We start from the raw sequence: 25,016 nt of genomic DNA, 5'->3' as shown, positions 1-25,016 counted from the left end.
GTGAGCGGCCTACCGCCAAGTCACTCCCCGCGACCGTTATGGCCCCTGTCCGGCCACGGTCCAAAACGGGGGGTGACTCGGCCCAACCCGATTGAGGTCTTGCTCTATATGCCCACTTTCAAGCTGCGTATGCGTACCTCTGCCGCAATCCTCGCCGGCGCCGCCGGTCTGACCGCCCTGGGTGCCGCCGCGGTCCCCACCATGGCCTCGGCCGCGGACGCCTCCCCGCAGGCCATCGCCGCCCAGATCGTCCCCGCGGACCAGCTGGCCTCCTTCAGCCAGATCGTCTCCCACGAGTCCGGCTGGAACGTGACCGCGACCAACCCGAGCTCGGGCTCCTACGGACTGGGCCAGGCCCTGCCGGCCTCCAAGATGGCCTCCGCCGGCGCCGACTGGAAGACCAACCCCGCCACCCAGATCAAGTGGACGCTGGACTACATGAACACCCGCTACGGCAGCCCCAACGCCGCCTGGGCCTTCTGGCAGACCCACCACTGGTACTGAGCCACCCCTCGGCCGCCAGCACCGCACCCGAGACCTTGACCATCCTCCCCCTCACCCCGGGGGCCGGACAGGGACCACTGGGATGACCCGAAAGGGCCCGCGCCCGCGCGATCCGCGTGGCACGGGCCCTGTCGCGGTTCACTCCGGAATCTCCGGCTCCACCGGGCCGCCGTTGTCCGGTGGTGCCCAGGCGCAGGCAAGCGAGCCGCCGATGAGCCCGGGCAGCAGCCCCAGGAAGAAGCCGCCGAAGTTGGCGACCGGCACGGAGAGCAGTGCGAGCAGGATCGCGGCGACCCCGGCGAAGATCCGCACCTGCTGCTGGAGCCAGAGCATGACACCCAGCGTGATCAGCAGGCACCCGATGAGGAGTGAGCCCGCGCCCGCGGTGGTGGAGAGCGCCAGGCCGAGACCGCCCGGGCTGAGGTGGGCATAGGGGAAGGGGAAGTAGAGGATCGGCAGGCCGCCGCTGAACGTCAGCAGGCCGGCCCAGAAGGGGCGGGTGCCGCGCCAGACGCGGAACTCCCGTCGGGCTGTGGCGATCGCCTCGCGCGGCTGGGACCACGGGGCCGTGGTTCTGTTCCACACGTGGCGACTCCCTGTGCGGTCGATGGGATTGAGACGGGACATCGGGGTACCGGATCGGCAGGTCAGAAGCACTCGTCCCGGCCGCGCACCAGCGAAACACCCAGACCGGGAACATCGAAGCTGCCGGCCGCTACCGCGACCGCGGTCACCCGCACGTCGGTCAGGTTGATCGAACTGGCCTGCTGTGCGGGGCTGTTGGGGTTGAAGAAGCGCGAGTCCCGATCGCCCTGGCTGATTTCGCCCTTGGTGAGCGCTCCGGCGGCGACCCCGATGTCGAGGTGGTGGGAGCTCGACTGGTCGGCCGCCAAGTGCTTCGCGTCGATGAAGAACCCCTTCGCGGTGGCCGCTCGCTTGTCACCGGTGAGCCGCAGCGTGAAGGTGCCGAGCACCGGGATCGGGAAGACTGCCGACTGGCAGAGCCCGTGGATCGTGGCGGACTCGAACCCCGTCACCATGACCGGCACCGGGTCGTGCTCGCGGGTGAGGTCCACCGTGCCGTACAGGCTGAAGCCTTCGCCATGGAGCTCCTCGGCGGAGACCTTGAACTCCTCGCCGGAGATGAGGAAGGACGCGGCGAGCGCGTTCTCGGCCATCCCGGCCACGAGGGCCGCGGTGGCCGCGAGAGACGGCAGCAGGACGACGGCGAAGCGCTTCCAGCGAGTCCTGCCGAAGCGTTGCGACATGCCGTCCCTCTCTGACCTGGACCGTGGCTCCCGTGCGCCCGGCCGGAAGCGGGCGCACGGGAGACCGCACCGACTGCCCGAGATCGAGGAAGACCGAACACGGCCGATCATGCGGTGCGGGTAACGGCTCCGCAAACCATTCACGACCACATTGACGACCATGTCGCCGCACATCACCCCAGCGGCCCATCGGCCACGGCAACAGGGGCTCGCCGATCAGTGAGGTGACCGGTGCCGGGCAGCCAAGGGGAAGATTCGAACGGTGCGGATCCTGCTCGAAAAGGCGTCTACCGTACGGCCCGGCGGTCGGGGGGCCACCGGGCCGGGGGCGCTGTCGAGGGGCGCGTCAGGTGAGGACGAGCTCCTTTGCGCGCCGGTACTCGTCCGCGGTGAGCGGGCGGCGACGGGGCCCGCTCACCTGCCGGAAGGGAGGCGGCGCGCCGGGGAACGGGTGATCATGGGCTGAGCGGGTTCGACGGTCGTCCCCGGCCGGGGACGGGAGGAGGCGCATCGTGTCCATGCCCGACAGCCGTCCTCCCACCGCGCGCGGGCCGGCCCCGGAGGGAACCGCCGACCGGACGGACTACGCCGGAGCGGTCTACGGTTCGATGCTGGCCGCCTCCGTGATCGCGGCCTCCGGAGTGCACGAAACCCGTCCGCGGCTGTCGCTCATCCTGCTGCTGGTGGTCAACGGGCTGGTCTTCTGGGTCGCCCACGTCTACGCGCACCTGGCGGGAGAGCGCGAGGTCGGCCGCCGGGTCGGGTGGCACCGGGTGCGGGAGGTCGGCCGGGAGGAGTGGCCGCTCGTCGAGGCCTCGGCGCTCCCGGCCCTGGCGGTGTTGGTCAGCCCCTGGCTCGGGACGGGCGACAGCGCCTGGCTGGCCGTCGGCGTCGCCGTGGCGCAGCAGGTGGGCTGGGCGACCCTGGGCGCCCGTCGGGCCGGCGCCTCCACCGGCCAGGCGGCCGTCGAGGGCGTGGTGAACCTCCTTCTGGGCCTGTGCATCGTGGCGGCCAAGGTGGCGGTCGGGCACTGATCCGGCCCCGACGGGTCCCCCGGCGGGTCCCGGGGGCCGGTCCGGATGCCGTGGTGCCCCGTCCCGACGCCGGACCGGGGCGGGGCGCCGGCCCGGGGTTGCGGCGAGTTGCGTCTCCAGGCCCGCCAGCGTCCGGTAGCAGGACATCACCTGGGCGACGGGCGGGCAGCCGTGCCGCCGACCGACCACGCCGACGGCGCCGGGGAGACGGCGACCGCCGACGGCGACCGGGCAGCGGGCCGGTGAGGGGGCGCAGGCCGTCGGGACGGCCTCGCCCCCGCCACCGGGGGCCGGGCTAACCGGGCGCACCGGCCCGGGCCACCAGCAGGGTCCACTCCGCGAGCAGCACGGTCAGCTCCTCGCGCCCGACCCGGCCCGGCGAGCTGACCGCCAGCCGTGACCCGGACCGGACCGTGAACTGCACCGGACCGAACGCGGGGTTGACCCAGGACTGGAGCAGCCACCCGTCGGGGAGCACCGGCTCCGCGTGCAGGGCGAAGGAGTAGCGGCTCCGGTCCTGCTCCGGACGGCGCCGCAGCAGTTCCTGCCAGCCGGCCAGGGCGAGCACGGCCGCGTCCTCGACCGCGAGCCCCGCCGCGGCCGGGAACGGCCCGGTCAACGTGACCGCCCGCGCCCCGGCCGTGGGCACCTCGCCCGCCACAGGCACCGCCCCGGCAGCACCGCCACCGGGAACGCGCAGCACCCGCTCCACCTCCCCCGCAGCTCCCGGACCGGCCGGACAGCCGACCCACGCCTGGGGCCCGTCCCAGCCGTCCCGCACGACGACCGTGAACCGCGGGTCGTCGGCCACCGGGGCCAGGCGCTCGCGCAACCGCTGCACCGTCAGCAGTGGGACCACCGCGTGCAGCACCGCCGACTCAGCCATCTCCCGCACTCCCCTCCGGCGGCCACCGCCGCAGCCAGATCCGACCGAGCTGACCCCGCGTCACGAATGAGGCCATCAGCCGGGCGTCCGTCGTCGCCGGCGCCTCCAGCAGCGCCGTGCTCGCCGCCCACGGCTCGCCCCCGGTCCGGGCGATCCCCAGCAGGGCGGCGCCGCCGCGCGCGGGGAAGGAGAGGGTCACGTCCCCCACCCCCTGGGCCAGCCCCCGCCCGGTGGCCTTCACAGCGGCCTCCAGCAGGGTCCAGGCGGAGAAGAAGAACTCCGGTCCGGCCCCGTCGGCCTGCGGGGGCAGGGCCGGGTAGAGCGAGGCGAGCACCTGGGTGGCGGACGGGATGAGCCGGATCCGCTCCAGGTCCACCCCCAGCGCCCCTCGGTCCGAGATGCCGAGCAGCAGCAGGTCCTCCGAGCGCGACCAGCTCACCTTCAGCTCCGGATGGTCCGGCAGGTAGGGCTTGCCGCCCCTGGTCCGCGCCAGCCGCACCGCTCCCGGGGCCTCCCCCAGCCGCGCGGCCAGCAGCCGCCGGACGACCAGTCGGGACCGCAGGAAGAGCCGGGCGTCCTCGCCGTTCAGGTAACCGGCCGCCCGGCGGCGCTCCTCCTCGGTCAGGTCCACCTCGTAGTGCGCCGGCGACAGGGGCTCGGCGTCGGCCGCCAGGTCGGCGAGCCAGGCCTCCACCCCTGCGCCCGGGGCCGTCACGTCGGCCGCAGGCCGAAGACCTGCGTGGCCGATCGGGAGGGGTCACCGGGTCGCAGGTGCAGTTCCCCGCGCCCGGGCAGCAGCACCACGGCGGCGACCGTGCGCTCGCGCCGGATGTCGCCCTCGTCGGGCACGCAGATCGGCGGCCTGGACAGCAGTGCGAAGTGCTCCTCCGGCCCGGCCGCCGGGTCGAGCTCGGCGAGCCCGGCCTCGGCCTCCTTGAGGCGGCGCACCGAGGAGTTGCGGGCGAACACGTTCAGCTCGTCGCCGCGCGCCAGGTCCGGGTCCAGGAAGTGGTTGGTGTGCGCGGTCTGGTACCCCTCCCGCACCCGCAGCTCGTCGCCCAGGACCTCGACGCAGACGGCCCGCTCCCGGTCGCACAGGGTCAGCGAGCGGGAGCTGGCCAGCCGCATCCCGCGCAGCAGCTCCAGCGCCCGCGTCACGCTGTCCGCAGTGTCCAGCAGGTGGCGGATCGCCAGGTACGGGGGGAGCCCGGGACGCCAGTCCCCGCCGAGCACCAGGTTGATCCCGATCGCCAGCCCGTCGCTGTTCAGCCCGAGGTACCCGAGCAGTCCGGCGAAGGAGAGCACCAGCGAGCGCCGGGCGGACCCGGCCGGCGCCACGTCCAGCACGCTGATCGCGTCGTCCAGGTTGCCGTTCAGGTCCACGGTCTGGGCCAGCACCGGGTGCCCGGTGTACCGACCGCCGGCCCGTGCGTAGGTGGTGCAGTCGCCGGCCGTCGGCACCTTCTGGTAGCCCATGATCTCCCGCCGCAGCTGGAGCAGCCAGGCCTCGGCGGGGCTCAGCCCGGCCCCGGCGGCCAGGCCCTCGACCTCGGCGGCCAGGTCCGGGGTTGCGGCCTCGACCGCCGCCCGGTAGGCGTCGATCCGCGGCCGCAGCCCGTCCAGGGTCAGCGGGGTGGCCGTCAGGTGGTTGAGCCGGGCCAGCCCGTCGTCCAGGAAGGCGCGCAGCTCACCGGCCAGTGACCGCCCGTGCTGCTCCCCGCGCTCGAACGCGGTGCCCTCCAGCAGCAGTCGCCCGGTCATGCCCCCTCCTGTCGGACCACCCGGGGGCCGCGGGCCAACTGCTCGCGCACCTCGGGCCATTCGTCGCGCAGCACGCTGTAGAAGACGGCGTTGCGCCGCCGACCGTCGGGCATCGGGTTGAAGCTGCGCAGCGTCCCCTCCTCGCGGGCGCCGATGTTCAGCAGTCCGCGCCGGGCCTGCTTGTTCAGCTCGTCGGTCTTGAACTCCACCCGCAGGGCGCCCAGGTTCTCGAAGGCATGCCGCAGCAGCAGGTACTTGGCCCAGCGGTTGACCCCCCGGCCCTGGAAGTCCAGGCCCAGCCAGGACCAGCCGATCTCCAGGCGCCCGTCCGCCTCGGCCATGTTGCCGAAGCTCATCGACCCGGCCACCCGCCCGGTCCGCTTGTCGGTGATCACGAACACCGCCCGCCGGCATGCCTGGTGGTCCGCCAGGGTGGCGTCGAAGAAGGCCTCGTAGTCCTCCGGGGTATCGATCCGGGTGACGAAGTACCGCCAGATGTCCGGCGCCAGCGCGATCGTGCGCAGCCCGTCCCGGTCGGCGGCGGTCAGCGGGCTCAGCCGCACGAACTCGTTCTCCAGCACCACCGGTGCGTGAACGGCCCAGGTTCCCATGGTCACACCGCCTCGATGGTCGACGGGGCGACGGCGTCGACGACCTTGCGCAGCGTGGTCATCCGGGCCAGGTCGTGCTCGGTGAATCGGGACAGCTCGGTGCCGGTCTCGTCGCACAGCGAGGTGAGGAAGAGCACCTTGTTGAGCGAGGTCAGGCCGTAGCGGGCAGCCAGGTCGGCGTCGGGGTCGACCTCCTCCGGCTCGACCGGACTGGTCAGCACCAGCACCAGGTTCTCCCGGGCCGCGGTCTCGGTCTCAGCGTGCATGGATACCCTCCTGGGGGTTGGCGAGGTCAGCTGCGTAGGCGGCCCGGATCTGCGGGCGCCGGGGTTTGAACTGCGAGGTGAGCAGGCCATTCTCGACGGTGAACGGCTCACGGGCGACGATCGCCCGGGCGATCCGCTCGTCCTTGCCGAGCGCCGCGTTGGCGTCGGCGAGCGCGTCGGCGATCACGGCCTCGTCGGGCGGGTAGTGCGCGGGGCGGACCACGGCGACCAACTCGGTCTGCCGCGGACAGAACAGCACCGCCTCGGTGATGGCGGGCCCGGAGGCCAGCCGCTCCTCGATCGGCCGGACCACGATCTTCTTGCCGTTCTCCAGCACGATCACGTCGTCCGCGCGGCCGAGGATGTAGAGGTAGCCGTCCTGGTCGATCAGGCCGAGGTCGCCGGTGCGGACGATGCCGCCGGGCCGGAAGACCTTCTCGCTGTCGCCGGGGGCGGCGTAGGCGTAGTGGTCGTTGACGGGGTGGTCGCTGCGCACGCTGATCACGCCGTCGGCGTCCAGCAGCACCTCCTTGCCGGGCACCACCCGGCCGACGCTGCCCTCGCGGGAGGCGCCGGGGTGGTTCTTGGCCACGATGCAGGTCTCGTTCAGGCCGTAGCCCTCGAAGATCGGCAGTCCGGCCTCGTTGAAGAAGCGCAGCGTCGCGGGGGCCGCCGGGGCGGAGCCGGTCCACAGGTAGCGGATCCGGTCGCCGAAGAGCTGCACGGCCTGCTCGCCGACCGGCTTTCCCGACCGGGCCGCCCGCGCCCCGATGTGCCGACGGGCGGTCTCGAAGAAGGCCGGCACGCCCATCACCACGGTCGGCCGGGCCCGCCGCAGGGTGGCGAAAGCGGCCTCGTAGGTGGAGACGGTCACGTCGTGGCCGTGCCGCAGCGCGGAGTAGATCCAGTACCGCTGCTGCAGCAGCGACAGCGGCAGGAAGACGAACAGGTCGTCGCCCGGCCGGTGGTGGAACATGTCCTGGACCGCGCGCAGCGAGCTGTCGATCGAAGCGGCCGTGGCGCCCAGGCCCTTGGGCTCGCCGGTGCTGCCGGAGGTGAACTTGACGGTGGTCACCCGGTCGGGCTCCCAGACCACCGGTTCGGGTGCCGAGTCGGCCTTCTCCACCAGCCGGTCCACCTCGGCCAGCGGCAGCACGCCGGCGGCCTCGGCCGGGCGGTCGGTGAACAGCAGCCGCAGTCCGTACCGGCTGACCAGCTGCTGGTCGGGCTCGAACTTGCCGGGCTCGAAGCCGGCCGTCTCGGCGCCCAGCCAGAGCGCCGCCAGGTCCAGCAGCACCCACTGCGGACTGTTGGCCGCCAGGATCCCGATCCGGTCGCCCGGACCGATTCCCAGTTCGGCCAGCGCGCCCGCCAACCGCCCGGCCCGGCGGTGCAGTTCCACCAGCTCCAGGGTCTCGGTGCCGTCCAGCCTGGCGAACGAGATCCGCCCGCCGGTCGGCGCGTTCGCCGTGATCCGGTTGACGATCACCGCTGCGCCTCCTTCGCCGCCACGACCGCGTCCACGTGCGCGGCCATCAGTCGCACCGTCTCCAGCGCTGCCAGCTGGCCCAGTTGGATGCCCACGCCGAACCGCTTGCGCACCGCGGTGAGGATCCGCGCGGCGCTGATCGAGTCGCCGCCCAGTGCGTAGAGGTTGTCGTGCGGCCCGACCACCGGCCGGTGCAGGATCTGCGCCCAGATTCGGGTCAGTTCGGTCTCGGTCGGCCCGGCCTCGCCGTCGTCGGCCACCGGCGCGGCCGCCTGCTCGGCCGGCTCGGCCGCCGGCGCCCGGCGGATCAGCTCGCCCCGGTCCACCTTGCCGTTGCGGGTCAGCGGCAGCTCCTCGTGCCACACCACGGCGGCCGGCACCATGTACTCGGGCAGCGCCTCCCGCAGCTCCTGACGGATGGCCAGCACATCGGGCCGGTCGGCGGCGGCGGGCACCAGGTGGGCCACCAGCCGGTCGCCGCGGCTGCCCTCCTGGCGGACCACCACGGCCTGCCGCACCGCCGGCAGCGCGGCCAGCCTGGTCTCCACCTCGCCGGCCTCGATCCGGTAGCCGTTGACCTTGATCTGGAAGTCGCTGCGGCCCAGGATCTGGATCTCGCCGCTGGGCAGGTAGCGGCCCAGGTCGCCGGTCCGGTAGAGCCGCTCGCCCAGCCGCTCGTCGTAGCCGAACTTCTCGGCGGTGCGCTCCTCGTTGCGCCAGTAGCCCCTGGCCACACCGGTGCCGGCGCCGCAGATCTCGCCGGTCACCCAGTCCGGCGCATCCTGGCCGTCCGCGTCCAGCACGTAGGCGCGGTTGTTGGCGTTCGGACGGCCGTAGGGGATGGACTCGGAGCCGTCCTCCCACTCCTCGACCGGGTGCAGGATGTTCCAGACCGTGGTCTCGGTCGGTCCGCCGAGCGAGACCACCTCCAGGCCCGGTACCAGTCGGCGCAGCGCCGCAGGCAGCGCCGGCGGCAGCCGGTCCCCGCTCATCATCACCAGCCGCAGGGCCGGCGGCGCCGTGCCCTCGGCCAGCGCCTGGTCGTGCATCAGGCCGACGATGGCGGGCACCGAGTTCCACACCGTCACCCCGCCCGACTCGCACATCCGCAGCCAGTGCGCGGGGTCGACCGCCCGGTCGGCGTCCGGCATCACCAGCGCGGCGCCCGCGGTCAGCGCGCCGAACACGTCCCAGACCGACAGGTCGAAGTTGAAGGCGCTGATCGCGAAGAACCGGTCGTCCTGGTGGATGCCGAACCGGGTGTAGCAGTCGGCCACCACGTTGGCCACGTTGCGGTGGGTGACCATCACGCCCTTGGGCGCGCCGGTGGTGCCGGAGGTGTAGAGAACGTAGGCCAGGTCGTCCGGGTCGGCACCGGCCAGCGGTTCGAGCAGCGCGGGCGCACCGGTCGGCGCCGGGGCGGTGGCGTCCAGCCGCAGGACGGCGCGGCCGTCCCGGTCGGCGTCGGCCACGTTGGTCAGCACGCAGCGGACCTCGCCGTCGGCCAGCATGTACCGGCGGCGCTCCTCGGGCAGTGCGGCGTCCACCGGCAGGTAGGCGGCCCCGGCCAGCACCGTGGCCAGGATGCCGATGATCTGCTCCGGCCCGCGCCGCATCACCAGGCCCACCAGCTCGTTGCGCCCGACTCCGTGCGAGCGCAGCCAGGCGGCGGTCAGCGCCGCACGGCGGTGCAGTTCGCCGTAGCTCATCCGGAGCTGGGAGGTGATCAGGGCGGGGTTGTCCGGGCAGCTGGTCGCCCGCTTGGTGAAGGCGTCCTGGAGCAGCACCTCGGGCAGCTCCACGGCGGTGTCGTTGGCCTCCCACCGGCGCCGCAGCTGGTCGCCGGGGAGCAGGTCGAAGCCGGTGCGGGCCCAGCTCCGCTCCTCCAGCAGCTGCTCCAGCAGGGACTGGTAGCCCTGGGTCAGGGCCTCCAGCAGGCCGGCCGGGAACAGCTCGTCCAGCCCGTCGAGCTGGATCACCAGGCTCTGGTGCTGCTCCATCGCGAAGGCGTTCAGCCAGATCTGCGGGGTCTGGCTGACGCTGAACACCTCCGGACCGAACAGTTCGAACGCCGAGCCGTCCACCTCCTCGGTGTAGCCGATCGCGCTGTTGAAGGTGAACGGCATCCGCGCCTCGGCGCTGCCGCGCCGCCGGCCCAGCTCGCGCAGCACCTCGATGCCGGACTGGTGCCGGTGGTCCAGGTCGGTGCGCAGCCGCCGCTGGAGCGCCTGGGCCCGGGCCGCGAACGGCTTGCCGCGGTCGACCTCGATCTCCACCAGCAGGGTGTCGGAGAACTGGCCGACGGCCTCGGCGATCCGGTGGTGCACCGGCGGGCGGTTGGCCACCGTGGTGGTCACGGTGAACCGCTCGCCGGCGCCCCAGCGGGAGAGCACCTCGCCGTAGGCGGCCAGCAGCGCGCCGGACGGGGTGAGCCCCTCTCCCGCCGCCCGGCGCTTGAACGCGGCCCACTGGGCGGCGTCCAGCCGCACCTGGCGCTGGACGAACCGCGGCCGGGTGATCGCGGCCGGGCTCGCCGCCACCGGCAGGTCGGGGTGGGCCGCCAACTGGTCCAGCCGGCCCGCCCAGTAGGCCCGGGAGCGGGCCGCGGGCGCCTTGACCGCCGCCGCCGCCAGCGCCGAGACGTAGTCCTCCAGCGCCAGTCCGGTGCCCTCGGCGGCCAACTCGCCCTGGTAGGCCCGCCACCACTCGCGGAAGAACAGGAAGGAGCTGATCCCGTCCATCACCAGGCCGTCGTGGCTGACGTGCAGCACCATCGCCCGGTCGGAGAGCTCGGTCACCTCCACCGCCAGCAGCGGCGCGCGGTCGGCGGGCAGCACCCGGTGCGAGCGCTGCTCGCGCAGCGCGGCCCGGGTCCGCAGCTGCTGCTCGGGGCTCTGCCCGCGCAGGTCCAGCCGCTCGATCAGCACCGGGGCGACCGAGGCCTCCACCACCTGGCGGCCGTCCTCGGTGAACCGGGCCCGCAGCGCGTCGTGCCGGCCGATCACCGCGTTCAGCGCCGTCTCCAGCCGGCCGACGTCCCAGTGCCCCTCGATCTCGTGGTAGACGTGACTGGCGGTGGAGATCTCGAACACTCCGCCGCGGCCCAGCAGGTAGGCGTGCTGCAGCGGGGTGAGCGGGAAGCTGCCGCTCTCGTGCGGGGTGGCCTCGCTCAGGTGCTGGATCAGCTCGGCCTTCAACCGCTTGATGCGGCCGACCAGTTCCGGGTCCATCCGGTCGCGCATGCCCTGCAGGCGAAGGTCCCCACCGGTCACCGAGACGGACAGGCCCCGCTCCTCGATGTCATGGACCAGTTCGACGAGTTCGGCGTTCATGCCGCCGCCTCCACGACCGCCGTGGCCGCCCGCTCGCCGATCAGCCCGGCCAGTGCGGTCAGGTCGTGCTCGCCGAGCAGCTCGTCCACCAGCACGTCCACGTCCAGCGCGGTGAGCAGCTGGTACTGCAGCTGGACCGCCTGCAGCGAGCTGGTGCCCAGGTCGATCAGGGTGGCGTCGGCGGCCGGCCGTTCGGCCAGCTGGAGCGCCTCGGTGACGAGGTCGGTGAGCAGGCCCAGGTGTTCGGGCGGTTCGGCGGCCACGGCGGCCGGGGCGGCGAAGAACACCGCGTCCGCCAGGGTGACCTCGGTGCCCGGCGCCAGCAGCTCGACCGAGGTCGGCCAGTGCGCCGGCTCCGGCAGACCCAGCGCGGCCGACAGCCGGGCGGCGAAGCGCGGCATCACCGGCGCCGCCACCCGGGCCAGCAGCTTCGCGGCCGCCAGCTCCAGCGCCACCGCGGTGCGGGCCTCGGCCCGCCAGCGGGCGTCGTCCGCCGTCAGGCTCTCCAGCTCGGCGAACCGGACCGTGTCACGCACGATGCCGTCCAGTTCGGCGGCGGCCTGGTTGAGCGAGAACCCGGCCTGGCCGAGCGCCCCGGTCACCGCGGTCAGCCGGGCGCCGAGCCGGGCCAGGAACGCGGTCTGCTCCGGGGTCCAGTTGCCGGCGTCCGGCGCCGCACCGTCGTACCCCTTGCGGACCCGGGCGCCCAGGTCGGTCAGCCAGTGCTCCCAGGTGCCGACCAGGGTCTCGGTCAGCACCCTCTGGTACTCCTCGCGGCGGAAGTTGGTGCGCCGGCCCTCGGGTCGGGTCAGGCTGAGGAAGAACCGCACCGCGTCGACCGTGTCGGCGCCGAGGATCTCCTTGCCCCAGATCGCGTGCCGCCGGCTGGTGGAGAACTTGGCGCCCTCCAGCAGGTAGAACTCGTTGACGTGGTAGTCGATGTCAGGCGTCCAGTCGGGGTACGCGACCCGGTACAGCGCCGGGTAGAGCACGCCGTGGTAGAAGCTGTTGTCGTAGCCGAAGAAGTGGACGATCTTCCAGTCCGCGGCGGGCTCGGCGGCCCGCCAGTCCTGGTCCAGCCGGCGGCCGAGCGCCTGGATGCCGTGCAGGAAGCCGTAGGACATCTCCGGCCAGACCCAGATCACCTGGTCGGCGCCGGCCTCCTCGGCCGGGCGCACGCCCCAGTCGGCCGGGTGACTGACCGGGATGTCCAGTTCCGGGCGGGCGAACAGCCGCCGGGCGAGGTCACGCAGCCGGACCGGGACCCGGCCCAGTCGGTGGTGCGCGGCGATCTCGTCCTCGAACTCGTGCAGCGGCAGCGAGAAGCGGGTCGCGGTGCCGGTCCGCGGCGCTGCCTGCGAGCGGGCCGAGCGCGGCGCGACCAGGTCGACCACCAGGTTGGGCTCGCCGCACTCCTCGCAGATGTTGCCGCTGGTCCCGGCGGCGCAGGTCGGGCAGGTGCCCTTGGCGTCCACCTCGTAGAGGTAGGCGCCGGTCTCACCGTCGAACAGGGCCGGTGCGGCCTTGGGGGCGACCGTGCCGGAGTCGACCAGCCGGGTGAAGAACTCCCGGAGCCCGTCCGGGTACTCGGCGTCCGCGTTGGTCACCGTGTACTGGTCCAGCGGGATGTCCATCAGCTCCAGGGTGGCAGCGATCTCCGCGCTGAAGTGCGCGGCGGTCCCGGCCGGGGTGTTCCCGTCGCGCTCGGCCGCGCCGACCACGTAGCTCTGGAAGTCGTCGCTGCCGGTCAGGTGCCAGGCGCGGGCGCCGTTCATCCGCTGGAACCGGACGAACGCGTCGGCCCCCAGGTACGGGCCGGAGAGGTGGCCCAGGTGGAGGTCCCCGTTCGGGGTGGGCGGAGTGGAGAAGACGAAGACCGGCCGGTCCCCGAAACCGGTGCCCGCGGGGGCGGTGGCCGCCCGGGCCGCGCGCTCGGCGTCGCGCCAGTACTGGGTGACGAACACCAGGTCGTCGGCGCCGGTGTTGTGCAGCACGTGCGTCTCGAAGGGCTCGAACAGGGCCACCGTGCCCGGCACCGCCGGATGGCGCTCCCCGTCGACCTCGAACTCGCCGCGGCCGGCCACGATCACGAAGAACTCGGTCTCGTCGTGCCGGTGCAGCTCGGAGCTGACGCCCGGGGCCACCCGGCCCCAGCCGGCGCCCGGGCCCTGGCTTCCCGCGATTCCCTCGATGCTGCTCATGTCGATGCCGAAGGCCTCGTGCAGCACGCCCTCGTCGTAGCTGCTCAGTATCATGCGTGACTCCTGGTCGGACTGGTCAGGAACGGAATGTCGATCAGATCGGCGGCCTGCGCGGCGATCGCGGGGGCCAGCCGGTAGCCGGAGCCGTTGGCGGCGCCGGCGAAGACCACCCGCGGGTCGGCGGGCAGCGGGCAGACGATCGGCTCCCCGGTGCCGCTGTAGGCGTCGCAGAAGACCCGCCCGGAGGCGCAGTGCGCCGCGTACTCGGGGGCCACGGCGCGCAGCACCGCCAGCGCGTCGCCGAGGTCCTGGTCGGACAGGCCCTCGCCCAGCGCGTCGGGGTCCACGCCCCACTCCTGGCAGGTGTAGCTGAACAGCCAGTGCCCGCGGTCGTGCAGCGGGAGCAGGAAGGCGTCCTCCGCCTGGAAGACGACCACCCGGTCGGTCGGTGCGGGCACCAGGTCGATGTGCAGCGCGACCACCTTCTTCACCCGCACCCCCAACGGAGCGACCAGCTCGCGCCAGGCGGGGGCCGCGATCCACGGCCCGGGCGCCAGCACCACCTGACCCACCGTCAGTTCGCCGCCGCTGCTCAGCGCCAGGGTGATCCGCTCGGGGTCGAGCCCGATCGCGGTGACCCCGGTGCCCTCGTGCACCACCGCGCCGCCGCGCAGCTCGCTGGCGAGCCGACCGGTCAGACCCGACACGTCCGCGTACTGGCCGCCCTCGACCTGCCAGACGCCCGCGGTGGCCGGGGTCGGCCGGGCACTGGCCAGGTAGCTCCGGCGCACCGTCTGCTCCGCGCCGACCACGTCCATGCCGACCTGGTGGATCGGCAGTTCCGGTCGGTGCGAGGACAGTTCGGCGTAGTACTGCTGGCTGTAGGCGGCCATGCCGCGCACCCGGCCGGTCGCGCCGCGCGGGAAGTGCAGGCCGGCCGAGCGGCGGCTGGCGCCGGAGCCGACCGAGTCCCGGTCCAGCACCGCCACCGTCCGCTCCGGGCGCCGGGCGAGCAGTTCGCGCGCGGTCAGGCAGCCGATGATGCCGCCGCCGACGACCGCGATGTCCACCTCGTTCATCGCCGCTCACACCCCCCAGCCGGCGTCGGCCCCGACCTTGGCGGACCAGTCGATGAAGGACTCCAGCGGCTCGTTGCTGCGCAGCCCGCGGATCCGGTCGACGATCCGGCGGCTGCGCCAGGCGTTCAGGCTGAGGTTGGGGTCGGCCAGGCCGCGCTGCTGCTTGGCCGCGTTCTGCACGAAGACGTTCCGGTCGGCCGGACCGTCCCAGCGGACCGCGTAGTCCTGGTCGATCCGCAGTTCCTCACCCTCGCGCTCCAGGCGGTCGGCGATCGGGGCCAGGAAGTCGGTGGCGGCCGGGCGGAAACCGGTGGCCCAGACGATCACGTCGGCGTCGAAGCGCTCGGTGCCCTGGCGCTGGTCGTTGTGGCGCACCTCGACCGTCCAGCCGCCGCCCTCGGCCGCCCGCACCGTCTCCATGGTGCGGTTGGGGGCCAGCGCCACCAGGTCCTCGGCGCCCTCGATGAACCGGTGGACGTAGATCCGCTGGTAGATCTCGCGCAGGGTGGCCTCGGAGACCCCGTCGCTGGTCAGGTTGTGCTCGGCGTTGAACCGCTCCCGGGCCGCCGGCGCCAGCCGGTAGAAGTACTCGGCGTGGCCCGGCATGTAGAAGTCGTTGGTGAAGGGCGAGTCGTCGATCGGGAAGTAGTTGCGCCGGCGGGAGATCCAGGAGACCCGGCGCGGCAGCTCGCTGCCCGACCGCGAGATGAGCTCCAGGAAGGCCTCGGCGCCGGACTGGCCGCCGCCGATCACCGCGACCCGCTTGTCGCCCAGGTGCTGGGCCCGGTCCAGGAACTCGCTGACGTGGAACTGGGTCGGGCCGATCAGCCCGGCGGCCTGCGGCGGCACCCACGGGCGGCTGCCCACCCCGAGCACCAGGTTGTCCGCGGTCAGCCGGCGCCGGTCGGTGTCCACCACGAACCGCGCGCCGTCGAAGTCGACCGCCCGCACCTCCTCGCCGAACCGCACGTTCGGGTTGCGGCGGCTGGCCCAGTCCAGGTAGTTGCGGAACTCCTGCCGGGGCACGTCGCTGAACTGGGCGTTGAGGAAGTGGTAGATCCGGCCGTGCTCGTGCAGGTAGGCGAGGAAGGAGAACGGGTTGGTGGGGTCGGTCAGGCTGACCAGGTCCTTGTAGAGCGAGACCTGCAGGGTGGAGCCGGGCATCTGCTGCCCGTCGTGCCAGCCGAACTTCTCCTTGCGGTCGAGGAAGAGGTTGCTGACCTCGGGCACGCTGTGCAGCAGTGAGGCCAGGCTCAGGTTGGCGGGGCCGGCGCCGACACCCAGGCAGGTGTAGTGGGCCTCGGCGGGGTGGGTGTGGGACATGTCGCGGGCCTCTCTTTGTTCTCGGACGACGAAGGTGGAGAAGCGGGCACAGCGCACTGCCCGCCCAACGGGGCGTCGGGGAAGTCGGGTGGGGGGGAGGGTCAGCCCGCGCGGGGCGAGGGCCGAACGGCGGCCAGGCCCAGTACGGTGGCCGCCAGCGAACCGAGCGCCAGCAGCGGCCAGACCAGCACGCCGGCCTGGATGAACAGCCAGCCGCCCAGCATCGGACCGAGCGCACTGCCCAGGCCGAACACGAACTGGAAGCTGCCGATGTAGCGGCCCTTCAGCTGCTCCGGCCCGGCGGTCCCGGGGTAGGCGAACACCGTGGGGCCGCCGATGATCTCGCCGATCGACCAGACCAGGGTGCCCAGCACGATCGCGGCCGCTCCGATCGGCAGTGCGTAGCAGGCCACTCCGGCACCGACCAGGGCGAACCCCAGGCCGATGGTGATCCGCGCCGGCCAGGACTGGGCGAGCCGGGTGACCAGCAGCTCGAAGGCGATCACCACGACACCGTTGAGCGAGACCGCGACCGTGTACCAGACGATGGCAAGGTGCCGGTCCTGCACGAACAGCGGCAGGGTGGACAGGTACTGGACGTAGACCACGGCGTGGCAGAAGGCGGCGGCCAGGTAGCGCAGGTAGCGGCGGTCGCGCAGCACGGCCCGGTAGCCGCCGGCCTGCGGCGCCGCGGCCGCGGTGGCACTGCGGCGGGTGGCGGCGGGCAGCGTGGCCAGTGCGAGAACCGCGTAGGCCAGCGCGATCAGCGCCTCGCCCCAGAAGAGCAGCAGGTACCGGTCGTGGCCCGCGTGGTAGAGCCAGAAGCCGACCAGCGGGGCCGCGGTGGCGCCCAGGTTCAGGCCGAAGCGGTACATCGCGAAGACCATCACCTGCCGATCGTCCGGCGTGAGTTCGGCGAGCAGCGTGGCCGAGGCGGGCCGGAAGACCTGCGCGCTGAGGCCGGCCAGGCCGACCGCCGCCATCAGCAGGCCGTACCCGGGCAGGTAGAGCAGGGCCGCCGTGAGCACCGCGGTCGCGCCCATGCTGGCCACGGTGGCGTTGCGCACGCCCAGCCGGTCCGCGAGGGAGCCGCCGACCAGTACGCCGAGCACGGCGCCACCGCCGTACACGCCCAGTGCCAGCACGGTCTCCGGTTCGGAGTAGCCCTTCGAGCCGAGGAAGAGCACCAGGAAGACGTTGAGGAAGCCGCTCAGCCGGTTGACCAGCACGCCGGCCAGCACGGTCTTCACCGCGAGCGGCGCGTCCCGGAAGGTGGCCCAGACGGTCACCCGGGCCGGCGCCGGTTCGGCCACCGTCTGCACCTGCGCAGCCGGCTCCGGGCGGACGGTGTCAGTCGACATCGCGCACCTCGATCGCCACCGCCGCGCGCACCCGCTGCTCCAGCGCGTCCAGCTCCTCGGGTGACGGGGCGTCGATCAGGAAGCAGACCGCGCGGTCCTCGGAGCTCTCCAGCGGGCCGAGCCGGCTGCCGCGCTCCTTGAGCACCAGCACCGCGCGCAGCTCCCCCGGCCCGTCGGGGCCGCCGACTGGCGGGTCCGGCCAGATCCCGGCCTCGCCCAGCCAGACCGGCCGGACGCCGGGCCAGTCCACCCGGACGTCGTCCAGGACCCCCTCCCGGTGCTCCAGGTAGACCTGCCGGGTCCAGCGGCGCGGCTCGGGGTAGTCGGCCGGTTCGCCCAGCGCCAGCCGGACGATCTCCGGTTCCAGCGGCTCCCCGGTGGCCAACCGGTAGAGGGCCAGCAGGCCGTCGCCCGGGGTGCGGGCGGCCACCTCCATCAGCACCGGGCGGCCGGCGGCGTCCACCCGCCACTCGGCGTGGGCTATCCCGCTGCCGAAGTCGAGCGCCGCCAGCATGGTGGCGTTGGCCTCCAGCAGCGCCCGGTCCACCGGCTCCGGCGCGCTCGGCACCGAGTGCGACAGCTCGACGAAGGTGGCCGCGTGCGACTCGGTGGTGGTCTTGCGGGTGACCGAGGCGAAGACCACCTTGCCCTCCTGCACCAGGCTCTCCACCGAGTACTCCTGGCCGACCACCTTCTGCTCCACCAGCAGCGTCTCGTGCTCCGGGTAGTCGGCCAGCCGCGCGGCCAGCACCTGCTCGTCGCCGACCGTCACCACACCCGAACTGGAGTGTCGGGCAGCGGGCTTGAGCACCACGGGGTATTCGACCGAGGCCGGTTCGAAGGCGGCCCGCTCGGCCGCCGGCAGCACCGCGCCGGGCGGCGCGAACTCCGGCAGGTACCAGCGCTGCAGCGGCTTGGAGCGGCAGACCCGGGTGGCCCGCAGGCCCGGGCCGGGCAGGCCCAGCGCGTCGGCCAGCAGCCCGGTGGGCTCCACCAGGGTCTCGCCCACCGCGTAGGCGCCGACGATCCGGTAGCGCGCCCGCCAGTCGGCGGCCCGTGCCAGCACGCCTGCGGTGAACGAGCCGTCCTGGTTCAGCTCACCGTCCACGAAGGCGATCTCGTCGATCATGGCGGCCGGCCCGGTCGGGTCGGCCTGGGCGGCCAGCGCGCGCTCGCGCCAGCCGCGCGGGGTGATCAGCAGGATCTTCAGCCCGCGGGCGGCCAGCTCCTGCAGGTAGCGCGGATTGCGGCAGACCACCCAGAAGGCTCCGGTCAGGACGAAGGCCGGTGGTCGTCGATCGGTCACAGCAGTGCTCCTCGCGTCGTGCTTTCGGTGGTGCGCAGCTCGGTGGTGATGCCGCGCGCGGCCAGGAAGTCCAGCCACTGTTCGGCCTTCCGGGCGTCCTCGGCGGCCCGGTGCAGGCCCGGGGCCAGCGCGCCGTCGAGGATCCGGGTGATGCCGTACGCCAACGGCAGCGAGACCAGCAGGGCCATGGCGCTCTCCCGCTCGTCGCCGCGCAGGTCAAGCAGGCAGTTCCCCGACCAGGCGCCGTCGGTCCAGCTCAGGTCCAGTGCCACGGCGAGCACCACGCGGTCGCGGTCCGTCTCGCGCATCGGGTGGCGCTCGGCCAACTCGCCCGCCAGTGCCGCGATCCGCCCGTCGTCGCCGGACTCCACGGTGGCGAAGACCTCGGACCAGGCGGCCCGCCAGCCGGCCGGGCGCAGCGTGCCGCGGACGAAGGAGCGCTTGCGCCACTGCGGCGGGAAGTCGTACTGCTCGGCGAAGGGCAGGCTGTCGCGGTTGGGGTACACCTCGAACTGCTCGCCGGCCACCGGGTACTCGGTGGTCGCCTGCCAGGGGCGCGGCGCGGTGCGCACCTGCCAGTCGCGCAGGTAGCGGGCCGGCGAGCGCAGCGCGTTGAGCACACCGAGCGGGGCCCAGCTGAAGCGGTAGCGGAACTCGTTGAGCTCGGCGGGCAGTCCGCCGCAGTAGGAGGTGAAGTCGGCGGTGCAGGCGGCCTCCCCGGCGGCGGTGCGGCCGAGTTCGACCAGGCGATGGGCCATCAGGTGGTCGATGCCCGGGTCCAGGCCCGCCTCGGTGAGCACCACGGTCCGCTCGGCCGTGGCCGCCAGTTCGGCCAGCTCCGGCGAGACGTAGCTGGAGCAGGCGAAGTGGGCACCGTGCGCCAGCGCGAGGCGCAGCAGCTCGGGGTGGTGGGCCGCCGGGAGCATCGACACCAGCACGTCGCCGGGGGCCAGCGCGGCGGCCAGGGCCGCCGTGTCGAAGGCGCGGGCCCCGGCCCGGCCGGCCAGGCCGCGGGCCGCGAGGCACTGTTCGGCCTTGGCCGCGGTCCGGCCCCAGAGCACCACGCGGGCACCGTGCTCCAGCAGCAGCTCCAGGCCGCTGCGGCCGGTGGAGAGCCCGGTGCCGATCCAGTGCACCGTGCGTATCGCGGTCGAGAGGTCGGTCACGGACGGCTCAGACATGGACGGCCTCCAGTTCGTGTCGGCGGCAGGCGGCCCGGAAGTCGGCCCGGCAGTGCCGCCAGGGCGCGGCCGGGTCGGCCAGGGTGCGCAGCTGGGCGACCAGTTCCGCGGAGAAGGCCCGGCTGGCCTCGGCCGGCAGCAGCGAGGGCAGGTTGTCGATGGCGATCAGGTCGAGCGGCGGGTCCTGGTGCAGGCGGCGCACCGGCTCGGACCAGTCGGTGACGGCGCGGTAGACCGGCAGCACGTTGAGGTCGGAGGTGACGTCGCAGGTCACGTCGACCACCAGGCTCAGCCGCCGGTCGGCGACCGGGAGGTCGGCGGGGCGCAGGAACGGCGGAATCGGACGGGACGTCAGCACGGTGTTGACCAGCAGGTCGTGGTGGAGCAGCGCGGCGCGGTCCAGTTCGCGGGTCTCCTCCTGGTCCCAGCAGGTGGCGGCCAGCCCGGCCACCTCCAGCGCGTCCACCGCGCCGCGCCCGCAGCGGCCGAGCGCGCCGATCACCAGCGCGTCCGGGGCGCCGGCGCGCATCGAATCGCGCAGCCGCCGGTCCAGCTCGCCCTTGGACAGCGGGCACAGCGGGGCGGTGAGCCGACCGCGGGCCTGCAGCACGCCGAGCGCCGCACCCACATAGCCGGCCCAGTAGCCGAAGGCGGCCAGCCGGCGCCCGGTGTCGTCCACCAGGTACTCCAGGTCGAGCAGCTCGCCGCCGCCGCGGGCGAACCTGGCGAGCAGCTCACGACTGCCCTGCTGGCCCTTGTAGGCGTGCCCGAAGAAGATATGACGGTGAATCAGCTGCTCGGGCAGGTCCGGGAGCTCCTTGAGCCCGAGGACGTACGCCGGTTCGGGGGCCTCGGTCCAGGAGCCGGCCTCGGCTCCCTGGCAGCCGGCGGCCAGGTACTCGTCCAGCGGGTACACCCGCTGCGGGGACTCCTCCACGGTCAGGTGGAATCCCAGCTCCACCAGCCGGCGTGCGTCCTGCGGCACCAGCGGGGCCCGGCGCTCGCTGGCGCGCACCTCGTGCCGGATCCACAGCCGCGGCTGCTCTGCCATCGATCTCGTCCTTCCTGGATGTGGTCGTGCGGGGGTAGGGCGGTGCCAGTCGAATGCGGCTGGGCCGAAGTCGGACGGGGCTGCTCAGAGCAGCGGGATGCGCGCGTTCGCCAGGGCCCGGTAGCTCGGCCCGGCGGGCAGCGCGGCCGCCTCGAAGCCGTGCGCCAGCAGTTCGTCCAGGACGCCCGCGGTGATCGCCACCGCGAGGTCGGCGCCCGGGCAGCGGTGCGGGCCGGCGCCGAAGGTGAAGCAGCTGGGCGCGGGGCGGGCGGGGTCGAAGGCGTGCGGGTCGGGATTGGCCGCGGGGTCGCGGTTGGCGGCGGCGAGTACCACCAGCACGGCCTGTCCGGGCTGCACGGTCGCCGCGCCGAACCGCCAGGGCTCGGCCGCGAACCGGCGGGTGTTCTGGATCGGCGCGTCGTGCCGGGCCACCTCGCGGGCCAGCGCGGCGAGGTCGCCGGCCGGCTGCTCGCGCAGCGCCAGCAGCGAGTTGCCGATCAGACCGGCCGTCGCGTCGTAGGTCTGCGAGAGGAAGCCCACGGCGTTGGCCAGCAGCGGCGCCGTCCGCGGCCAGTCCCGCCGACCGGCCGCCCGGACCAGGGCGGCCAGCAGCCCGGTCGGCTCGGCACCGGTCAGGCCCGGCCCGAGCAGCTCCCGCAGCCGCGCCGCGGCCTCCGCGGCCGCCCGCTGCTGCTCCGCCGTGGCACCGGCGGGGATGCACTGCACGAAGTCCCCCACCAGTCGCGCCGCCTCCGGCTCCAGCCCGGCGTCCAGGCCGCACAGCGCGGCCACCACGCGGGCCGGCACCTGGAACATCAGCTCCTCGAAGCCGGGGCCGCCGGCCCGCTCCAGGCTCTGCCGGGTCCGCTCGGCGGCCAGCTTGCCCGCCTCGGCCGGCTCGGCCTCGCCGAGCGCGTCCAGCACCACCTGCTTGAGGCGCTGCTGGTCCGGGCCGTCGGTCATCCGGACCAGGTCGCCGAAGACCGCGCCGGCAGCGGTGCCGAGCAGCCCGGTCGGCACCGGCTCGCCCGGCGGGCGGACCCGCAGTTCGGCGGCCGACAGCGCGGCGGTGACCGAGGCGGCGTCGGCGGCCACCCAGGCCTGCAGCCGCTCGTCCCAGCCGAACGGACGTTCCGCGGTCAGCCGCGCGTAGTACGGGTACGGGTCGGGGTGCCGGACGGCCTCGACCGGGTTCGTCGGGGTCTGCATGGAAGCTCTGCTCCTTGACGGGACGTCAGCGGGCCCGGCGCGCGTCCAGCGCACCGGCGATGGTCAGCTGTTGAACCTCCGAGGCGCCCTCGTAGACACGCAGCGCCCGGATCTGCCGGTACAGGCGTTCGGGCAGGCTGTCGGCGACCAGCCCGGCGGCGCCGTGCAGCTGCACGCACCGGTCGACGATCCGCTGCGCCGCCTCGGTGGCCTGCAGCTTGGCGATGCTGGAGTGCTTGCCGAACCCCCGGTGCCCCCGGTCCAGCTCCCAGGCGGCCCGCCCGACCAGCAGCGCGGACGCGTTCAACTCGACCTCCATGGCAGCCAGGTCGAACTTGACCGTGGGCAGGTCGAACAGCACCCCGCCGTAGATGGCGCGCTGCCGGGCCCGTGCCTGGGCCGCGTCGGCGGCCCGCCGGGCGAAGCCGAGCGCGGCCGCGCCCACCGTCATCCGGGCCCGCTCCAGCAGGTCCATCGCCACCACGAAGCCACGCCCGGGCCGGCCGAGCACCGCGTCGGCGGGCACCCGGCAGTCCTCGAACGCCAGGTGGGCGAACGGACGGGGCGCGATCGCGTCGATCGGCTCGCGCACCCGCAGGCCCGGGGTGTCACCGGGGACCAGGAAGGCGGTCAGCCCCAGCGGCCCCGGTCCCTCGCCCGTCCGGGCGATCACGCAGACCACGTCCGCCACCGTTCCGTTGGCGATCCACGCCTTGCCGCCGTTGAGCACGTACTCCTCGCCGTCCCGCTCGGCGGTCAGCGCCACCGCGGCGACGTCCGAGCCGGACTGCTCCTCGGAGACCGCGAAGGCACCGGCCAGGGTGCCGGCCGCCAGGCCCGGCAGGTAGCGCCGCCGCTGCTCGGGACTGCCGTACCGCAGGATCGGGGTGGCCGAGAGCACCTGGATCGCGAAGGCGAAGTCGGCCAGGTCCTCGGCGTAGGCGAGCGCCTCGCGGGCCAGGCACACCGAGCGGTAGTCGCCGTCGGTGCCGGGCTCCTCGTCGTCCAGGAAGGCCAGCCAGCCGGCCTCGCCGAGCGCGGCCAGCGCCCGGCGCACGGCCTTGTCGGGGCCGTCGGTGCGCAGTTCGGTCCAGAGCGCGGCCCGCTCCTCGCACCACCGGCCCAGCCGCTGGGCGCGGTCGCGGTGCTCGTCGGTGTAGAAGGGCAGCCGGAGGATCTCCGGGTCGAAGGCGTTGGGGGTCACGGCGGGCTCCTCAGATGACCAGGTCGTCGGCGGTGTCGGCCTCGGTGGCCAGCGAGTTGACCAGCTGGTGCTCCACGAACCAGGCGAAGGAGGCGTAGCCGCGCCAGATCCGGCGCCACTCGCGCCGCACGGCCGCCTCGCCCGCCTCCCGGCGCACCCCGTCCAGGTGGGAAACGATGATCTCGGCGGACTGGCGGGCGTGGCCGGCCGAGAAGTTGTCGATCGACAGGTGCGCTTCCTCGTAGGCGGTGTCCAGGTTGTGGCGGCGCAGCTTCTGCACCTCGTGCAGGCGCATCTCGCCGAGCCCGAACATCTCGATCCCGAGGTTGTAGCCGAGGATCTCGCTGTGCAGCCGGTCCGGGAACAGCGCCAGGCAGATCTGGTGGATCGAGAACCGGTAGAGCTCGTCCGGCAGTTCGCCCTGGTCCAGGAACTCCGCCGAGCGGATGTGCGGCAGCCGGACGTCCATGCTGGCCAGCACCTGGCGGATCAGCGTGATGTGGTTCTTGGCGAGCTCGCCGCGGCCCATCTCGTCGGCGTAGATCGAGAACAGCATCGCGTCGCTCTGCCGGTGGTAGCGGCCGTGGTTGCCGATCCGGTAGGCCCAGGTGCCGTCGATCAGGCTGCCGAGGGCGAGGGTCTTCTGGTGGAAGATCACCTCGTCGCGGTCCGGCACCTCCTGGAGTGCGCGGTACGGGCCGACCAGCTTGTCCCAGTAGATCCGGTCCACCCGCTCCAGCAGCGCCTCGGCGGTGTAGTCGAACCAGCTGGCGTCGGTGTACCGGCCGCCGGCGCCGTGGCGGAAGAGCAGTTCGGCCCGTTCCAGGCCCTCTTCGGCGGTCCGCGCGGCCAGCGGCAGGGTGTTGGGGAACTGCTCGATGTTGACCAGCCGGTGGAAGAACTCGCGGTCGTCGGCCGGGGACGCCTCGGCGAACCGCACGTCCGGCGGGGCGGTGGCGAGCACGGCCCGCTGCCAGTGCGCGGCCTGCTCGTCGCCGCTGGTGTCGGGCCGCAGCGGAGCACCGGCCGGCTCGCCGGCGGCGACCGACTCGGCCCACTCCTTGAAGACCGCGGCCTCGGCCTCGTCGAAGATGCCGAACATCGGGCCGCCGAACTTGACCGCCCGGGTGAACGGGCAGCCGCCGCTCCGCAGCGGGCGCAGCTGGCGGGAGGCGCGGAACTCGGCCATGAAGGCGTCGAGGTCGAACTGCGGGTCGGCGAAGGTCTCGGAGAGCAGCTTGCCGCCGATCTTGACGTTCTTGTGCTGGCGTCCGGCGAACGGGCGGTGCCGCTCGACGATCTCGGCGGCCCGCGCGTCCACCGACAACCCGGCCCGGTGGGAGACCAGTTCGGCCAGCAGGGCGAGCTGCTCGCGCTCGATCCGCACCACCAGCCGGACCGCCGCGGCCAGTCGCCGCCGGTCCTGCGCCCCGGTGTCCGACCGTTCGGTCAGCTCCAGGTACTCGGCGAGCAGCTCGTCGACCGCGAGCGTCGGCTCGGTGCCGTTCAGCAGGTCGTCCAGGCCGAGCGCGTGGAAGGCGTACTGGACGCCGACCACCTCCGGCAGGAAGGCGGCGGGCAGCCGGGACAGGGCCAGCAGGAAGGCGCCGTGCAGGGCGGCCAACGGGCGGGCCCGGGCCCGGACGAGGAAATCCGCCTCCTCCGGCTGCGGCAGCAGCACCCCGGCGTCCTCCAGCGCGCGGCGGCGCCGCTGCGGCACGGAGTGCTGCGGGCGGCCCCCGCCCTTGAGCGCGAAGTACTGGGCGTAGAGCCGGTTCACCACCAGGGCGGGCTGGGTGGCGGGCTGCGAGACGGTGTCCAGCCAGCAGCCGGCCAGCAGCGCGACCGGGGCCCGGCCGCGCAGCGCGACCGAGGCCCTCCCCCCCGAGATCGGAAAACCCGGAACCGAAAACCCGGGACCGGAAGCCCGGAGCCGTCACACCAGGACGG

Annotated in this window: 21 protein-coding genes; 2 read left to right on the top strand and 19 right to left on the bottom strand. The window is 73.7% G+C overall.

Translation table 11 applies throughout. The annotated features are described in order from the left end of the window. Nucleotides 1-129 precede the first annotated feature (129 nt). Nucleotides 130-504 carry an aggregation-promoting factor C-terminal-like domain-containing protein gene (locus HS99_RS28285; RefSeq protein WP_232543010.1) on the top strand — a complete coding sequence of 125 codons (375 nt, stop codon included), beginning with the start codon at nucleotides 130-132 and terminating at the stop codon, nucleotides 502-504. Nucleotides 505-642: 138 nt separating this feature from the next. Here HS99_RS28285 and HS99_RS28280 read toward each other — a convergent pair whose 3' ends face one another. Further along, nucleotides 643-1,089 carry a DUF6114 domain-containing protein gene (locus HS99_RS28280; RefSeq protein WP_050366961.1) on the bottom strand — a complete coding sequence of 149 codons (447 nt, stop codon included), beginning with the start codon at nucleotides 1,087-1,089 and terminating at the stop codon, nucleotides 643-645. 62 nt (nucleotides 1,090-1,151) lie between these two features. Further along, nucleotides 1,152-1,772 (bottom strand): DUF6230 family protein, encoded by a 621-nt coding sequence (locus HS99_RS28275; protein WP_030279049.1) that lies wholly within the window; start codon nucleotides 1,770-1,772, stop codon nucleotides 1,152-1,154. A 518-nt stretch (nucleotides 1,773-2,290) separates the two neighbouring features. On the opposite strand from HS99_RS28275, the gene HS99_RS45330 reads away from it, so the two are divergent. After that, nucleotides 2,291-2,806, top strand: a complete 516-nt coding sequence (locus HS99_RS45330) for a hypothetical protein (RefSeq protein WP_030557419.1) — start codon at nucleotides 2,291-2,293, stop codon at nucleotides 2,804-2,806. A 295-nt stretch (nucleotides 2,807-3,101) separates the two neighbouring features. On the opposite strand, the gene HS99_RS28265 is transcribed toward HS99_RS45330, so the two are convergent. The 17 genes from HS99_RS28265 to HS99_RS28185 form a co-directional block, all read right to left on the bottom strand. Further along, nucleotides 3,102-3,692: a hypothetical protein gene (locus tag HS99_RS28265; protein WP_046386635.1), complete on the bottom strand. Its 591-nt coding sequence runs from the start codon at nucleotides 3,690-3,692 to the stop codon at nucleotides 3,102-3,104. Beyond that, entirely contained in the window at nucleotides 3,685-4,407 is a 723-nt protein-coding gene (locus HS99_RS28260) for a 4'-phosphopantetheinyl transferase family protein (RefSeq protein ID WP_157846514.1), read from the bottom strand. The genes HS99_RS28265 and HS99_RS28260 overlap by 8 nt, the downstream gene beginning before the upstream one ends. Continuing rightward, nucleotides 4,404-5,453 carry a C45 family autoproteolytic acyltransferase/hydrolase gene (locus tag HS99_RS28255; RefSeq protein ID WP_030279055.1) on the bottom strand — a complete coding sequence of 350 codons (1,050 nt, stop codon included), beginning with the start codon at nucleotides 5,451-5,453 and terminating at the stop codon, nucleotides 4,404-4,406. Before HS99_RS28255 ends, HS99_RS28260 begins: the two co-directional genes overlap by 4 nt. After that, entirely contained in the window at nucleotides 5,450-6,064 is a 615-nt protein-coding gene (locus HS99_RS28250) for a GNAT family N-acetyltransferase (RefSeq protein WP_030279057.1), read from the bottom strand. Before HS99_RS28250 ends, HS99_RS28255 begins: the two co-directional genes overlap by 4 nt. Nucleotides 6,065-6,066: 2 nt before the next feature. Continuing rightward, nucleotides 6,067-6,330, bottom strand: coding sequence for a phosphopantetheine-binding protein (locus HS99_RS28245; protein WP_030279059.1), 264 nt, complete (start codon nucleotides 6,328-6,330; stop codon nucleotides 6,067-6,069). Further along, a complete protein-coding gene (locus tag HS99_RS28240; RefSeq protein ID WP_223886141.1) occupies nucleotides 6,320-7,819 on the bottom strand; it encodes an AMP-binding protein in 1,500 nt (499 codons plus the stop codon). Before HS99_RS28240 ends, HS99_RS28245 begins: the two co-directional genes overlap by 11 nt. Then, nucleotides 7,816-11,151 (bottom strand): non-ribosomal peptide synthetase, encoded by a 3,336-nt coding sequence (locus HS99_RS28235; RefSeq protein ID WP_030596999.1) that lies wholly within the window; start codon nucleotides 11,149-11,151, stop codon nucleotides 7,816-7,818. Before HS99_RS28235 ends, HS99_RS28240 begins: the two co-directional genes overlap by 4 nt. Continuing rightward, a complete protein-coding gene (locus HS99_RS28230; RefSeq protein ID WP_030279065.1) occupies nucleotides 11,148-13,406 on the bottom strand; it encodes a class I tRNA ligase family protein in 2,259 nt (752 codons plus the stop codon). Before HS99_RS28230 ends, HS99_RS28235 begins: the two co-directional genes overlap by 4 nt. Further along, the gene (locus HS99_RS28225; RefSeq protein WP_030597002.1) at nucleotides 13,403-14,431 is read right to left on the bottom strand and encodes an NAD(P)/FAD-dependent oxidoreductase; all 1,029 of its coding nucleotides are present in this window, start codon (nucleotides 14,429-14,431) and stop codon (nucleotides 13,403-13,405) included. The genes HS99_RS28230 and HS99_RS28225 overlap by 4 nt, the downstream gene beginning before the upstream one ends. Nucleotides 14,432-14,437: 6 nt before the next feature. Then, the gene (locus HS99_RS28220; RefSeq protein ID WP_030279070.1) at nucleotides 14,438-15,754 is read right to left on the bottom strand and encodes a lysine N(6)-hydroxylase/L-ornithine N(5)-oxygenase family protein; all 1,317 of its coding nucleotides are present in this window, start codon (nucleotides 15,752-15,754) and stop codon (nucleotides 14,438-14,440) included. Nucleotides 15,755-15,855: 101 nt separating this feature from the next. Continuing rightward, nucleotides 15,856-17,115 (bottom strand): MFS transporter, encoded by a 1,260-nt coding sequence (locus tag HS99_RS28215; protein WP_030597005.1) that lies wholly within the window; start codon nucleotides 17,113-17,115, stop codon nucleotides 15,856-15,858. Then, nucleotides 17,105-18,421 (bottom strand): ATP-grasp domain-containing protein, encoded by a 1,317-nt coding sequence (locus HS99_RS28210; RefSeq protein ID WP_030557414.1) that lies wholly within the window; start codon nucleotides 18,419-18,421, stop codon nucleotides 17,105-17,107. The genes HS99_RS28215 and HS99_RS28210 overlap by 11 nt, the downstream gene beginning before the upstream one ends. Further along, on the bottom strand, nucleotides 18,418-19,602 hold the full coding sequence (locus HS99_RS28205; RefSeq protein ID WP_046386198.1) for a saccharopine dehydrogenase family protein: 1,185 nt from the start codon (nucleotides 19,600-19,602) through the stop codon (nucleotides 18,418-18,420). Before HS99_RS28205 ends, HS99_RS28210 begins: the two co-directional genes overlap by 4 nt. After that, nucleotides 19,595-20,653 (bottom strand): saccharopine dehydrogenase, encoded by a 1,059-nt coding sequence (locus HS99_RS28200; RefSeq protein ID WP_030597010.1) that lies wholly within the window; start codon nucleotides 20,651-20,653, stop codon nucleotides 19,595-19,597. Before HS99_RS28200 ends, HS99_RS28205 begins: the two co-directional genes overlap by 8 nt. 84 nt (nucleotides 20,654-20,737) lie before the next feature. Then, the gene (locus HS99_RS28195) at nucleotides 20,738-21,862 is read right to left on the bottom strand and encodes a cytochrome P450 (protein ID WP_030557411.1); all 1,125 of its coding nucleotides are present in this window, start codon (nucleotides 21,860-21,862) and stop codon (nucleotides 20,738-20,740) included. Nucleotides 21,863-21,887: 25 nt separating this feature from the next. Beyond that, nucleotides 21,888-23,066 carry an acyl-CoA dehydrogenase family protein gene (locus HS99_RS28190; RefSeq protein ID WP_030279081.1) on the bottom strand — a complete coding sequence of 393 codons (1,179 nt, stop codon included), beginning with the start codon at nucleotides 23,064-23,066 and terminating at the stop codon, nucleotides 21,888-21,890. Between the two features lie 10 nt (nucleotides 23,067-23,076). After that, nucleotides 23,077-24,849: an iron-containing redox enzyme family protein gene (locus HS99_RS28185; RefSeq protein WP_063737949.1), complete on the bottom strand. Its 1,773-nt coding sequence runs from the start codon at nucleotides 24,847-24,849 to the stop codon at nucleotides 23,077-23,079. Between the last annotated feature and the right edge of the window lie 167 nt (nucleotides 24,850-25,016).

The sequence above is a fragment of the Kitasatospora aureofaciens genome, assembly GCF_001188955.3.
GTDB lineage: Bacteria > Actinomycetota > Actinomycetes > Streptomycetales > Streptomycetaceae > Kitasatospora > Kitasatospora aureofaciens.
Note: the sequence above shows the minus strand (reverse complement) of the source record. Positions and strands in the feature narration are given on the sequence as shown.